Below are 12,616 nucleotides of genomic sequence, written 5' to 3'. Positions count from 1 at the left end.
CACGACCCCCGGCGGTGATCTTCGTTACCCCGGCGCCGGGCCCGGGCGGCGGCCCGTGACAGGGCGTCAGGAGCTTCCGGTACGCCGACTGAAACGGCCCGGCCGGGATATCCGCAGGGAATGGAGGGCAGGGGGCACGTCGGCCCGACGCCCGGAATCCTTCGGAGGAGACATGGCAACGGTCAACGCGGGCGTCGTGGTACTCGACTGCGCCGAGCCCGAGAAGCTCGCCGAGTTCTACAAGGGCCTGCTGGGGGCGGAAGAGACCGAGGCGACCGCCAACCGGGTCGAGATCGAGGGCCCGCGCGGTTTCCGCATGGCCTTCCGGCGGGACGTCAACGCGACCCCGCCGAGCTGGCCCCGCCCCGAGAACTCGCTCCAGGTCCACCTGGACTTCGTGGTGGCGGAGCTGGACGAGGCCGAGCGCGCCATCGTGGGCCTCGGCGGACGTCCCGTGGAGGCGAAGGACCCGGCCGGGCCGCACGAGGAGCGCGGCTTCTCCGACCCGGCGGGCCACTCGTTCACCGTGCGCCTGGCGGTCGCGCCGACGGCACCCAAGCAGGGCTGAGGGAACAGCCCGCCGGGTGCCGTCGCGGCGTCGCGGCCTCGCGGGGGAGGAGGGGACTGCGCTGCGTCAGTCCCGTCCGCCCTTGTCGACCGGCCACACGCCGGTCGAGCGCTCGATGGCCTTCGCGCCGCCGCGGTCCACGACGCTGCGCACCGCCGCGAAGATGGCGCCCTGGATCGCGGCGGCCAGCAGGATCTCCCCCCAGCCGCGGTCCGGGTCCAGCGCGTCGGGCGCGTCGTCCTCGTCCCGGATCAGCTTCCAGGTCTTCTGGAACGCCATCCCGGCCAGCGTGCCGCCCACCCAGCCGAGGGCGAACCCGACCGGCTTGTAGGCGAGCGGGAGCTTCTTCTTCTTGGGCTTCGCCATCCGTTTCTCTCCTTGCTCGGGGTGTGTGATGGATGTCCGGTACACGGCGGATGCCGCGGGCGGATCAGGGGCGGCCGCTCGCCGGCACCTCCTCGTCGGCCCGGACGGGCCCCGGCGGTGTGCCGTCGCCGAACGGCCGGCCGCCCAGCTCCTCCCGGTGGTGCGGGGTGAGCCAGCCGGCGAGGTCCGGGCCCAGGGGCACGATCGCCGTCGGATTGATGCCGGTGTGCACTTGGTGGTAGTGGCGCTTGATGTGGTCGAAGTCGACCGTGTCCCCGAATCCGGGGGTCTGGAACAGGTCGCGGACGTAGGCCCACAGCACCGGGTGCTCCGCCAGCTTCCAGCGGTTGCACTTGAAGTGGCCGTGGTAGACGGCGTCGAACCGCACCAGCGTCGTGAACAGCCGGATGTCGGCCTCGGTGAGGGTGCCGCCGACCAGGTAGCGCTGCCGCTCCAGCCGCGGGGCCAACTCCTCCAGGCGCCGGAACACACCCGCGCACGCGGCCTCGTACTCCTCCTGGCCGGTCGCGAAGCCCGCCCGGTACACGCCGTTGTTGACGTCCTCGTAGACGCCGGCCATCACCTCGTCGATCTCGTCGCGCCGGGCCTCGGGATACAGATCCGGCGCGCCCGGCCGGTGCAGCGCCGTCCACTCGGTGGCGAGGTCGAGGGTGATGCGCTGGTAGTCGTTGGTCACCAGCGCCCCGGTGGGCACGTCCACGATCGCGGGGACGCTCACCCCGCCGGGATAGCCGGTCTCCCGCCGGTCGTAGGCCTCGCCGAGGTAGCGGATGCCGAGCACCGGGTCGTGGCCGTCCGGGTCCAGCGTGAACCGCCAGCTGCGGTCGTCCTGGATCGGGTCGGCGACGGCCAGCGACAGGGCGTCCTCCAGGCCGAGCAGCCGTCGCGAGACCAGGGCCCGGCTCGCCCAGGGACAGGCTCGGCTGACCACCAGTCGGTACCGGCCGGACTCCACCGGCCAGCCGTCGCGGCCGTCCGCGGTGATCCGGTCCGCGAAGTGGCTCTTGGACCGCTTGAACGGCTTCCTGCCGTACCCGCTGTTGCCCGCCGTCCCGGCGTCACCGCTCATGGGCCTGCCTCCAGTCTTCCGGGTGCCCTGGTGGACGCGTTCCCCGTTTTCGCCCGTCGGCACTGGTGGGCCACCCACAAGGCGGGGTGTGAGCCGGACCGGCACGGGCATTCGGCCCTTCGTGACTGGGACAGCCGCGCAGGAGAAGACGGGCCGCGAGGACGGCCGAGTGGACTACGGGAAGGGTGGGGACGGCAGTGGGGGAGGAGACGTGAGCGCGGAGACCAAGGCGGACCGCAGGACACGCGTCACGGTGCTGGTGGCCCTCGCGGCCAACCTGGTGATCGCCGTCGCCAAGGCGATCGGCGGCTTCATCGCGGGATCGCCCGCGCTGCTGTCGGAGGCCGCGCACTCCGTGGCGGACAGCCTGAACGAGGTGTTCCTGCTGGCCGCCCTGCGCCGCAGCCGCCGCCCCGCCGACCGCAAGCACCCCTTCGGCTACGGCAAGGAGCGCTTCTTCTGGTCGCTCCTCGCCGCCGTCGGCATCTTCGTCATGGGCGGCTGCTTCTCCTTCTACCAGGGCGTCGAGGCCCTGCGCAGCGGCGCCGACGAGGAACTGAGCGGCTACGTGGCCGGACTCGTCGTGCTCGGCATCGCCCTGCTCGCCGAGGGCGCCTCGCTGCTGCGGGCCCTGCACCAGGTCCGCGGCCAGGGCGGCCTCGCCTCCGGGATGCGCGACCCGGCCCTGCGCACGGTCGTCGCCGAGGACGGTACCGCGGTGCTCGGCGTGACCCTCGCGATGGCCGGCATGGTCCTGCACATGGTCACCGGGCAGGTGGTGTGGGAGGCCTGTGCCTCGCTCGCGATCGGCGCGCTGCTCGTGTTCGTCGCCTACCGGCTGGGCCGCGAGGCGCGCGACCAGCTGATCGGCGAGGCCGCCGACCCCGAGGCCAGCGGGCGGATCTGCGCGCTGCTGGAGGCCCAGCCGGAGATCGACAGCGTCGAGGCGCTGTTCACCATGAAGACCGGCCTCGACTCCACCCTGGTGGCCGCGCGCATCGACCTGGTGCCGGGCATGGACAGCGAGCGGGTGGAGGAGGTCGCCGTACGCATCAAGCGCTCGATCGCCCACACCGTTCCGGAGGCGGGCCAGATCTTCCTCGACGTCACCGACCGCCCCGCGCGCGAGGCAGCGCAAAGCCCCGCCGCGACGGGGGAACGCGGCGGGGCCTGACCCTCGGGTGCCCGGCACCCGCCGGTCCATGCACGCTTCGGCGCGCGGATTTCCCGCGCGTCCCGATCAGCCCTCGTCGGCCGGCTCCAGGACGAAGACGGGGATCTCCCGGTCCGTCTTCTTCTGGTAGTCGGCGTACGGCGGGTAGGCCGCGACGGCGCGCTCCCACCATTCGGCCTTCTCCACGCCGGTGATCTCACGGGCCGTCATGTCGCGCCGCACCGGGCCGTCCTGCAGCTCCACGTGCGGGTCGGCCTTCACGTTGAAGTACCAGACCGGGTGCTTGGGAGCGCCACCGAGGGAGGCGACCACGGCGTAGGTGCCGTCCTGCTCGACGCGCATCAGCGGCGTCTTGCGGATCTTCCCGCTCCTGGCGCCCCGGCTGGTCAGCACGATCACGGGCAGACCGGTGTTCTGCAGGGTCGTGCCCTCGGTGCCGCCCGAGCTCTCGTACAGCTCGACCTGGTCGCGTACCCACTTCGTCGGGCTGGGTTCGTACTCGCCGTCCAGAGGCATGTGTGCATCCGTCCCATCGTCGCGTCGTCGAGCCGACCGGTCCGGTGTACGCCGCCGGTCGGTGCGGATACCCCCATCCCTACCGCATCGCGGCCCCGGGACACCGGGTACCGTGCCGCCGACCGGTTCCGGCGGTCGGCGCCCGCCCCCGGAGGGCCCGATTCCGCCACCTGCGGGGCGACCGCGGCCGGTCCGGCCCGCGTCGTCGGCCCGCAACCGCCGTTCCCCGGCCACTTGGCCCCCGTCACCGATCTGGCCGAACTTGGCGTCGCCATATAGATGCCCCAGGCATCTAATGAAGATCGGCACGACGCACTCTTCGTCTGCGAGGTCTTCCATGACGGACACGGACACGAACACGGAGACGGCGAACCCCGTCGCCTACCCGCAGGACCGGACCTGCCCCTACCACCCGCCCGCCGGCTACGACGCGTTGCGCGCCACCCGCCCGCTGGCCCGCGTCACCCTCTTCGACGGCCGCCCCGCCTGGCTCGTCACCGGTCACACCACGGCGCGCCGGCTGCTGGCCGACCAGCGTCTGTCGACCGACCGGCGGCGCGACGGCTTCCCCGCCACCTCGGCCCGGCTCACCGCGGTCCAGGGCCGCAGTCCCGCGCTGCTCGGCGTCGACGATCCCGAACACCGCGCCCAACGCAAGATGGTGATCCCGGAGTTCACCCTCAAGCGCGCCGCCGCCCTGCGCCCGCGCATCCAGGAGATCGTCGACGGACGCCTCGACGCGATGACCGCCCAGGGCCCGCCGGCCGACCTGGTCCCCGCCTTCGCGCTGCCGGTCCCCTCGATGGTGATCTGCGCCCTGCTCGGCGTTCCCTACGCCGACCACGACTTCTTCGAGGAGCAGTCCCGCCGGCTGCTGCGCGGCCCCCGCCCCGAGGACACCCGCGAGGCGCGCGACCGGCTGGAGGCCTACCTGGGGGAGCTGGTCGACCGCAAACGGCGCTCGCCCGGCGAGGGCCTGCTGGACGACCTGGTCCGGCAGCAACTCGCCGAAGGGGCCCTCGACCGGGACCAGTTGATCGCCTTCGCGGTCATCCTCCTGGTCGCCGGCCACGAGACCACCGCCAACATGATCTCGCTGGGCACCTTCACGCTGCTGCGCAACCCCGCGCGGCTTGCCGAACTGCGCGCCGACCCGGCGCTGCTGCCCGGCGCCGTCGAGGAACTGATGCGGATGCTCTCGATCGCGGACGGACTGCTGCGCACCGCCGTCGAGGACATCGAGGTGGAGGGGCACACCATCCGCGCCGGTGACGGGGTCGTCTTCTCCACCTCCGTCATCAACCGCGACGAGACGGTCTACCCCGAGCCGGACGTCCTCGACTGGCACCGCCCGGCCCGCCACCACGTCGCCTTCGGCTTCGGCATCCACCAGTGCCTCGGCCAGAACCTGGCCCGCGCCGAACTGGAGATCGCCCTGCGCAGCCTCTTCGAGCGGCTGCCCGGCCTGCGACTGGCCGCCCCGGCGGAGGAGATCGCCTTCAAGCCCGGCGACACGATCCAGGGGATGCTCGAACTCCCCGTGGCCTGGTAGGAGGGCCCGCACATGCACATCGGCATCGATCAGGACACCTGCATCGGGGCGGGGCAGTGCGCCCTGACCGCCCCGGACGTCTTCACCCAGGACGACGACGGCTACAGCACGCTCCGCCCCGGCCGGGAGGACGGCGGCGGCAGCCCCCTGGTCCGGGAGGCCGCCCGCGCGTGCCCCGTCGGCGCCATCACCGTGTCGGAGCGGGTGGGCTGACACCGCTGCCGCCTGGCACGTACGGGGCCGTCGTCCGCGCCGCATCCGCGCCGGGGTTCGAGCCCGCGCGAAGACGTACGCTCGCCCGGTACGGATGACGCGGAAGACAGGAGCAGCAACGATGCAGTACGTGAAGCTCGGTTCGACGGGCCTGGACGTGTCGCGGATCTGCCTGGGCTGCATGACCTACGGGGTCCCGGACCGCGGCACGCACGAGTGGACGCTCGACGAGGAGGCCTCCCGCCCGCTGATCCGGCAGGCGCTGGAGGCGGGCGTCACCTTCTTCGACACCGCCAACGTCTACTCCGACGGCACCAGCGAGGAGATCGTCGGCAAGGCGCTGCGCGACTTCGCGAGCCGCGACGACATCGTGCTCGCGACCAAGGTCAACGGCCGGATGCGGCCCGGACCCAACGGCGCCGGGCTGTCCCGCAAGGCGATCATGACGGAGATCGACCACAGCCTCCGGCGGCTGGGCACCGACTACGTCGACCTCTACCAGATCCACCGCTTCGACCCGGCCACCCCGGTCGAGGAGACCATGGAGGCGCTGCACGACCTGGTACGGGCGGGCAAGGTCCGCTACATCGGGGCCAGTTCGATGTACGCCTGGCAGTTCTCCAAGATGCAGTACACCGCCGAGCGGCACGGCTGGACGAAGTTCGTGTCCATGCAGAACCACTACAACCTCCTCTACCGCGAGGAGGAGCGCGAGATGCTCCCCCTCTGCGCGGACCAGGGCGTCGGCGTGCTGCCCTGGAGCCCGCTGGCCCGCGGCCGGCTCACCCGGGACTGGGACACCGCGACCGAGCGCAGCGCCACCGACAACTTCGGCAGCACCCTCTACCAGGAGGGCGACCGAGCCGTGGTCGAGGCCGTCACCCGCATCGCCGGCGACCGGGGCGTGCCGCGGGCCCGGGTCGCCCTCGCCTGGCTGCTGCACCAGGACACGGTGACCGCGCCGATCGTCGGCGCCTCGAAGCCCGGGCACCTGGAAGACGCCGTGGCCGCGGTGGAACTGACCCTCGGTGACAAGGAGATCGAGGAGCTGGAGCGCCCCTACGCGCCCCACCCGATCGCCGGCCACTGATCCTGCGGGGGTGCCTCAGGGCCCCGTGCCCGCCTCCAGGGCGGTGACGGACACCGGCGGTTCGCCGCCGCCCACCGGCACCTCGCCGGCCGTCCACCTCACCGTGAGGGGGTCGTGCTCGTCCGGCGGGGTGACGAGCAGCGCCGCCGGGGTGGCCGTGGGGGCGCCGCTGATCTCCGGACTGGAGAAGGACAGCCCGGCCCACGCGCTCTCGCCGGGGGTGAGGGTGACGGTCCGGGGCGAGGCGGGCACGCGCCGCGGGTCCGGGCCGAGCTGCTTGCCGGACGCGTCGACGAAGGCGGCGCCGGGATGGCCGTACAGCGTGCAGGTGCGGTCGGCGGTGTTGGTCAGCACGACCGGGAAGTTGCGCTGGCCGGCCCCCGGGTCGACGCGGCCGACGGTGGCGCGCAGTTCGGAGGTGTGGCAGCGGCCGTCGGTACGCGCCGAGGCGGAGGCCGACCCGGCCGTGTCGCCGGGCGCGGTCCCGACGGCGGGCGCGCTGTCGGTGGCGGTGCCGCGGCCAGTTTCCGTCCGCGGGGCGGTAGCGGTCGCGGGGGTGGAGACGGAGGGCTGAGGGGTGCCCGAGGTACCGTTCTCGGCGCCGCAGGCGCTCAGCAGGCCGAGCAGCGCGACGCCGCTCGCGAGCAGGGCCGTCCGGCGCACCGGCTGGGACGTGTTCGCCATCGCTGTCCACACTCCCGTCAGGTCCGGCGCACAGCATGGCCCGGCCCGGAGCCGCACGCCCTGCTCCCGCGAGTTTCCCGTCCCGCCGCCCGGGAAACCGGGGGTCACTCCTCGTCGAGCAGACCCAGCTCCGCCCAGATCGTCTTGCCCTCGGCGGTGTGCCGGCTGCCCCAGCGCTGGGTGAGCTGGGCGACCAGCAGCAGCCCGCGCCCGCCCTCGTCCCAGGTCCGGGCCCGGCGCAGGTGGGGCGCGGTGTGACTGGTGTCGGAGACCTCGCAGATCAGCGTGGCGGCGTCGTGGATCAGGCGCAGCCGGATGGGCGGGGCGCCGTACCGGATGGCGTTGGTGACCAGCTCGCTCACCACCAGTTCGGCGGTGAAGGAGGCGTCCAGCAGGCCCCATGTCGACAGCTGGTCGAGGACCTGCTTGCGCACCGGCGCGACCAGCGAGGGGTCGGCCGGGATGTCCCAGGTGGCGACCTGGCCGGCGGGCAGTCCCCGGGTACGGGCCAGCAGCAGGGCCACGTCGTCGGCCGCGCCGCCCGACGGGAGCAGGGTGCGCAGGACGCGGTCGCAGGCCACGTCCAGGGAGTCGGCGGGGGCCGCCAGCGCCTCGCGCAGCAGCGCCTGGCCGGTGTCGGCGTCCCGGTCCCGGCTCTCGACCAGCCCGTCGGTGTAGAGCGCCAGCACGCTGCCCTCGCGCAGCTCCAGCTCCGTCGACTCGAAGGGCAGCCCGCCCACGCCGAGCGGCGGCCCGGAGGGCAGGTCCAGCAGCCTGGGCGGTCCGTCGGGCGGTACCAGGACGGGCGCCGGGTGCCCGGCCCGGGCCAGGGCGCACTGCCGCGAGACCGGGTCGTACACCGCGTACAGGCAGCTCGCGCCGACCTCGCCCGCGCCCCCGTCGCCGGACTCCTCGGAGAGCCTGACCACCAGGTCGTCGAGGTGGGTGAGCAGTTCCTCGGGCGTCAGGTCGATGTCGGCGAGGGTGCGTACGGCGGTGCGCAGCCGGCCCATCGTCGCCGACGCCTGGATGCCGTGCCCCACCACGTCCCCGACGACCACGGCGACCCGCATCCCGGACAGCGGGATGACGTCGAACCAGTCGCCGCCGACGCCCGCGCGGGCCGCCGGCAGGTACCGGGAGGCCGCCTCGACCGCGGCGGTGGGCGGCAGCCAGCGCGGGAGCAGACTGCGCTGCAGGGTCAGGGTGGCCTCGCGCTCGCGGGAGTAGCGGCGGGCGTTGTCGACGCAGACGGCGGCGCGGGCGCTGACCTCCTCGGCCAGCAGCACGTCGTCGTGGGTGAACGGGTACGGGCGCCGGAAGCGGGTGAAGACGGCGACGCCGAGGGTGGTGCCGCGGGCCTGGAGCGGCACCGACATCACGGAGTGGACACCGAGTTCCCGCACCTTCCGGAGCCGGACCGGATCCCATTCCAGCCGGCGTTCCAGGTCGCCGGCGGCCTGCGAGGCCACGATCGTCCGCCCCGAGATCAGGGACTCGGCCTGCGGCGAACCGGCCGGGTAGACGTCCAGGTCACCGGTCTCGGCCACCGCCGGCGGGCGGTCGGGGGTGACCGAGCGGTGGGCGGTCCGGCGCAGGGACACCGGTGGTTCCAGGACGGTGGCGGGCTCGCCGCCGTTCTCGCGCGGGTCCAGCAGATCGACGGTGACGAAGTCGGCGAGGGCGGGGACGCACACGTCCGCCAGCTCCTGCGCGGTGCGGGCCACGTCCAGCGTGCTGCCGATGCGGACACTGGCCTCGTTGACCAGTTGCAGCCGCTCGCGGGCGAGGTGCTGTTCGGTGACGTCGTGGGCGCTCACGCAGACACCGGTCACCCGGCCGTCCGGGTCGGTCAGCGGCGCGATCCGGGCGTTCCAGGCGTGCGCCCGGCTCTCGCCGACGGCCCTGAGGTGGGCCTGCATGTCGGAGCGGCGGCCGGTATCGAGGACCTGCCGCATGTGCCGTTCGAGTTCGCCGGTCTGCGGCCGGCCGCTGATGTCCGTGGCCCGCAGGCCGCGCAGCCGCTCCCGGGGCAGGCCCAGAAGCCGTGCCATCGCGTCGTTGACGCCGCGCAGCAGGAGCCGGTCGTCGAAGATCATCATGGCGCACGGCGACTGGGCGAGCGCCGCTCGGACCAGCGGGTCGTCCGCCGGTGCGGGGGCCGCCTCCAGGGAGGCGACGGCGAGCCAACTGTCGGGGGAGCCGTCCCGCGGCGGTCTGCGGTGGGCGAGCACCCACGCCGGGACGGTGTGGCCGTCGCGGTGCCGCAACGCGAGGGTGCCGCTCCACTGGTCGGCCTCGATACCGGGGGGAGCGCCGTGGGCGCCGTCGGCCAGCAGGGCGGCGGCGGGCCCTCCGACGACCTCGGCGGCGGGGTGGCCCAGGAGCAGGTGGGCGCCCTCGCTCCACTCCCGCAGGGTGCCGGTGTCGTCGATCACGACGCGGGCGGTGGCGGCATCGTCGAACGGGTTGTCCGGACTCATCGTCGCCACTCCATCACGCACACTCACAGTGAACACCGCGTCACCTTCTCCCCAGCCTAGTGCGTCCGGGCCCCGCGCGGACCCGAACCACCGGGCCCGTCCGGCTCCGTGGCACCGGGGGCACCGCCCGCCGCCCGGGCCACGCCCCGCCCCCGGACGGAAGGAAGCGGTGTCGTCCGGACCGTTGACGGCATGTCATGTCTGGCACAACCATGGGCCGCGACCGCAGTTGGGAGCGCTCCCATATCGGCGAGCGCCGCCTCCCCCGAGGAGCCCGGACGTGAGAAGACGCAGAACCGCGCTCGTCTGTCTGGCCGCACTGCTGGCGGCGGCCGTCACCGCGCTGCCCGCCGCGCCGGCCGGGGCCGACGAGACCGAGCAGGTCAGGAACGGCACCTTCGACGACGGAACCGAGTCCTGGTGGGCCGGTGCGAACGTCACCGCGGCCGTGTCCGACGGCCGGCTGTGCGCCGACGCGCCCGGCGGCACCGCCAACCGCTGGGACGCCGCCGTCGGCCAGAACGACATCACCCTGGTCGCGGGGGAGTCGTACCGGTTCTCCTTCACCGCGACCGGCGCGCCCGCCGGCCACGTGGTCCGCGCGATCGTCGCTCTGTCGGTGGCCCCGTACGACACGTACTACGAGGTCAGCCCGCAGCTGAGCGTCTCCGGGGACAGCTACGCGTACACCTTCACCTCGCCCGTCGACACCACCGGCGGCCAGGTCGGCTTCCAGCTCGGCGGCACGCCCGAGGCCTGGCGGTTCTGCGTGGACGACGTGTCCCTGCTCGGCGGCGTGGAGCCCGAACCGCACGTCCCCGACACCGGACCGCGGGTCCGCGTCAACCAGGTCGGCTACCTCCCGGCCGGACCGAAGAACGCCACGCTCGTCACCGGAGCGACCACCGCCCTGCCCTGGCAGCTGAAGGACGCCGCCGGCCGGGTCGTCGCCCACGGCCGCAGCACGCCACGCGGCGTGGACGCCTCCTCCGGGCAGAACGTGCACTCCATCGACTTCGGCGGCCACAACAGGCGCGGCGAGGGCTACACGCTGGTCGCCGACGGCGAGACCAGCCGGCCCTTCGACATCGGCACGGCCGCCTACGAGCGGCTGCGCACCGACTCCGCGAAGTACTACTACACCCAGCGCAGCGGCATCGCCGTCAGCGACGAGCTGCGCCCCGGCTACGGCCGTCCCGCCGGGCACGTGGGCGTGGCACCCAACCTGGGCGACACCGAGGTGCCCTGCCAACCCGGCGTGTGCGACCACACCCTCGACGTCTCCGGCGGCTGGTACGACGCGGGCGACCACGGCAAGTACGTCGTCAACGGCGGCATCTCCACCTGGGAGCTGCTGAGCACCCACGAGCGCGCCCTGCACGCGCGGACCGGGCAGCCCGCCAAGCTCGGCGACGGCACGCTCGCCCTCCCCGAGAGCGGCAACGGGGTGCCGGACATCCTCGACGAGGCCCGCTGGGAGCTGGAGTTCCTGCTGCGGATGCAGGTGCCGCGGGGCCGGCCGCTGGCCGGCATGGCCCACCACAAGATCCACGACGAGCAGTGGACCGGCCTCCCGCTGCTGCCGGACGACGACCCGCAGAAGCGCGAACTGCACCCGCCGAGCACCGCGGCCACCCTGAACCTGGCGGCGACGGCCGCCCAGGCGGCGCGTCTGTACCGCGCCCACGACCGGCAGTTCGCCGCGAAGACGCTGGCCGCGGCCCGCACCGCGTGGGCGGCGGCGCTGGCCCACCCGGACGTGCTCGCGGACGAGAGCGACGGCGTCGGCGGCGGGGCGTACGCCGACACCCGGGTCGACGACGAGTTCTACTGGGCCGCGGCCGAGCTGTACCTGACCACGGGGGAGCGGGAGTTCGCGGCGTACGTGCTCGGCTCCCCGGTCCACACCGCCGACGTCTTCGGCCCGACCGGCTTCGACTGGTCGCGCACGGCGGCCGCCGCCCGGCTGGACCTCGCCACCGTCCCGAACCGGCTCCCCGGCCGGGACGCGGTGCGCCGCTCGGTCGTCCGGGGCGCCGACGGCTACCTGGCGACGCTGCGCGCGCACCCGTACGGCATGCCCTACGCGCCCGAAGGCAACCGGTACGACTGGGGCTCCAGTCACCAGGTCCTCAACAACGCGGTCGTCCTAGCCACCGCCCACGACCTCACCGGCCGCGCCGCGTACCGGGACGGAGCGGTCCAGAGCATGGACTACATCCTGGGCCGCAACGCGCTGAACATCTCGTACGTCACCGGCTACGGCGAGGTCAACGCCCACAACCAGCACAGCCGCTGGTACGCCCACCAGCTCGACCCCGCGCTGCCCAACCCGCCCGCGGGCACCCTGTCCGGCGGCCCGAACTCCAGCATCCAGGACCCCTTCGCGCAGAGCAGACTCCAGGGCTGCGTCGGCCAGTTCTGCTTCATCGACGACATCCAGTCCTGGTCCACCAACGAGCACACCGTCAACTGGAACGCCGCGCTGACCCGGATGGCCTCCTTCGTGGCCGACCAGGGCTGAACCGGTCACGCGCCTGTCGGCACCGCGTGTATCCGCCCCGCCTCGGCGTGGACTCCGACCCGGCCCGGCGGACCGACGTCCACGGCCCGGCCGGCCGGTCGCGGTCCTGGCGCATCCGATCCCGGTCCGGCACCGCCCGCGGAGAATGCGGAAAGCCGCTCTCCGGCCCATGAGTTGCGAGGGATTCTGACCTTCTTTCAAAGCCGGGCCGATGTTGCCCGCTCGCCTTGTTGACCATCAGTGGTTTGTGCGAGAGTGAAGCACCCGTGCGGGGGGTAAAGGCCGGGTCTCGCACACGCTTTGACGGACCAGGTCCGAATTTCGCCATGGCGAATTCACGCTCCCCACACCGCGCC

Annotated in this window: 11 protein-coding genes; 6 read left to right on the top strand and 5 right to left on the bottom strand. The window is 73.5% G+C overall.

Annotated elements, in window-relative coordinates; translation table 11 throughout:
* The first annotated feature begins 172 nt into the window (after nucleotides 1-172).
* Nucleotides 173-568, top strand: coding sequence for a VOC family protein (locus IE108_RS25165; RefSeq protein ID WP_064731142.1), 396 nt, complete (start codon nucleotides 173-175; stop codon nucleotides 566-568).
* 66 nt (nucleotides 569-634) lie between these two features.
* Here the strand turns inward: IE108_RS25165 and IE108_RS25160 are convergent, their stop codons facing one another.
* Both IE108_RS25160 and IE108_RS25155 read right to left on the bottom strand, forming a co-directional pair.
* Nucleotides 635-934, bottom strand: coding sequence for a DUF4235 domain-containing protein (locus IE108_RS25160; RefSeq protein ID WP_064731143.1), 300 nt, complete (start codon nucleotides 932-934; stop codon nucleotides 635-637).
* Between the two features lie 64 nt (nucleotides 935-998).
* The gene (locus tag IE108_RS25155; protein ID WP_064731144.1) at nucleotides 999-2,024 is read right to left on the bottom strand and encodes a glutathione S-transferase family protein; all 1,026 of its coding nucleotides are present in this window, start codon (nucleotides 2,022-2,024) and stop codon (nucleotides 999-1,001) included.
* A gap of 253 nt (nucleotides 2,025-2,277) precedes the next feature.
* Between IE108_RS25155 and IE108_RS25150 the strand changes: the two genes are divergently transcribed.
* Complete coding sequence (locus tag IE108_RS25150) at nucleotides 2,278-3,198, top strand: cation diffusion facilitator family transporter (protein WP_064732077.1); 921 nt, start codon at nucleotides 2,278-2,280, stop codon at nucleotides 3,196-3,198.
* A gap of 66 nt (nucleotides 3,199-3,264) precedes the next feature.
* On the opposite strand, the gene IE108_RS25145 is transcribed toward IE108_RS25150, so the two are convergent.
* Nucleotides 3,265-3,714 (bottom strand): nitroreductase family deazaflavin-dependent oxidoreductase, encoded by a 450-nt coding sequence (locus IE108_RS25145; RefSeq protein ID WP_064731145.1) that lies wholly within the window; start codon nucleotides 3,712-3,714, stop codon nucleotides 3,265-3,267.
* 337 nt (nucleotides 3,715-4,051) lie between these two features.
* On the opposite strand from IE108_RS25145, the gene IE108_RS25140 reads away from it, so the two are divergent.
* From IE108_RS25140 to IE108_RS25130, 3 genes are all read left to right on the top strand, one after another.
* On the top strand, nucleotides 4,052-5,266 hold the full coding sequence (locus tag IE108_RS25140) for a cytochrome P450 (protein WP_064731146.1): 1,215 nt from the start codon (nucleotides 4,052-4,054) through the stop codon (nucleotides 5,264-5,266).
* A 12-nt stretch (nucleotides 5,267-5,278) separates the two neighbouring features.
* A complete protein-coding gene (locus tag IE108_RS25135; protein ID WP_064731147.1) occupies nucleotides 5,279-5,479 on the top strand; it encodes a ferredoxin in 201 nt (66 codons plus the stop codon).
* 121 nt (nucleotides 5,480-5,600) lie between these two features.
* Nucleotides 5,601-6,569: an aldo/keto reductase gene (locus IE108_RS25130; protein ID WP_064731148.1), complete on the top strand. Its 969-nt coding sequence runs from the start codon at nucleotides 5,601-5,603 to the stop codon at nucleotides 6,567-6,569.
* A gap of 15 nt (nucleotides 6,570-6,584) precedes the next feature.
* Here the strand turns inward: IE108_RS25130 and IE108_RS25125 are convergent, their stop codons facing one another.
* Nucleotides 6,585-7,253 (bottom strand): DUF4232 domain-containing protein, encoded by a 669-nt coding sequence (locus tag IE108_RS25125; RefSeq protein ID WP_064731149.1) that lies wholly within the window; start codon nucleotides 7,251-7,253, stop codon nucleotides 6,585-6,587.
* Nucleotides 7,254-7,357: 104 nt separating this feature from the next.
* Nucleotides 7,358-9,736 (bottom strand): SpoIIE family protein phosphatase, encoded by a 2,379-nt coding sequence (locus IE108_RS25120; RefSeq protein ID WP_064731150.1) that lies wholly within the window; start codon nucleotides 9,734-9,736, stop codon nucleotides 7,358-7,360.
* A 280-nt stretch (nucleotides 9,737-10,016) separates the two neighbouring features.
* Between IE108_RS25120 and IE108_RS25115 the strand changes: the two genes are divergently transcribed.
* Nucleotides 10,017-12,260 (top strand): glycoside hydrolase family 9 protein, encoded by a 2,244-nt coding sequence (locus IE108_RS25115; RefSeq protein ID WP_064731151.1) that lies wholly within the window; start codon nucleotides 10,017-10,019, stop codon nucleotides 12,258-12,260.
* The last annotated feature ends 356 nt before the right edge of the window (nucleotides 12,261-12,616 follow it).

Source organism: Streptomyces parvulus (genome assembly GCF_014648855.1).
Classification (GTDB): domain Bacteria; phylum Actinomycetota; class Actinomycetes; order Streptomycetales; family Streptomycetaceae; genus Streptomyces; species Streptomyces parvulus.
The sequence above is the reverse complement of the archived record's forward strand: the minus strand, read 5'-3'. Positions and strand labels throughout refer to the sequence as shown.

Bases quoted from the DNA above. Each gene is read 5' to 3' on its own strand.
- IE108_RS25130 (WP_064731148.1), top strand. From the start codon at position 5,601: ATGCAGTACGTGAAGCTCGGTTCGACGGGCCTGGACGTGTCGCGGATC.
- IE108_RS25135 (WP_064731147.1), top strand. From the start codon at position 5,279: ATGCACATCGGCATCGATCAGGACACCTGCATCGGGGCGGGGCAGTGC.
- IE108_RS25165 (WP_064731142.1), top strand. From the start codon at position 173: ATGGCAACGGTCAACGCGGGCGTCGTGGTACTCGACTGCGCCGAGCCC.
- IE108_RS25155 (WP_064731144.1), bottom strand. From the start codon at position 2,024: ATGAGCGGTGACGCCGGGACGGCGGGCAACAGCGGGTACGGCAGGAAG.
- IE108_RS25120 (WP_064731150.1), bottom strand. From the start codon at position 9,736: ATGAGTCCGGACAACCCGTTCGACGATGCCGCCACCGCCCGCGTCGTG.
- IE108_RS25145 (WP_064731145.1), bottom strand. From the start codon at position 3,714: ATGCCTCTGGACGGCGAGTACGAACCCAGCCCGACGAAGTGGGTACGC.
- IE108_RS25125 (WP_064731149.1), bottom strand. From the start codon at position 7,253: ATGGCGAACACGTCCCAGCCGGTGCGCCGGACGGCCCTGCTCGCGAGC.
- IE108_RS25160 (WP_064731143.1), bottom strand. From the start codon at position 934: ATGGCGAAGCCCAAGAAGAAGAAGCTCCCGCTCGCCTACAAGCCGGTC.
- IE108_RS25140 (WP_064731146.1), top strand. From the start codon at position 4,052: ATGACGGACACGGACACGAACACGGAGACGGCGAACCCCGTCGCCTAC.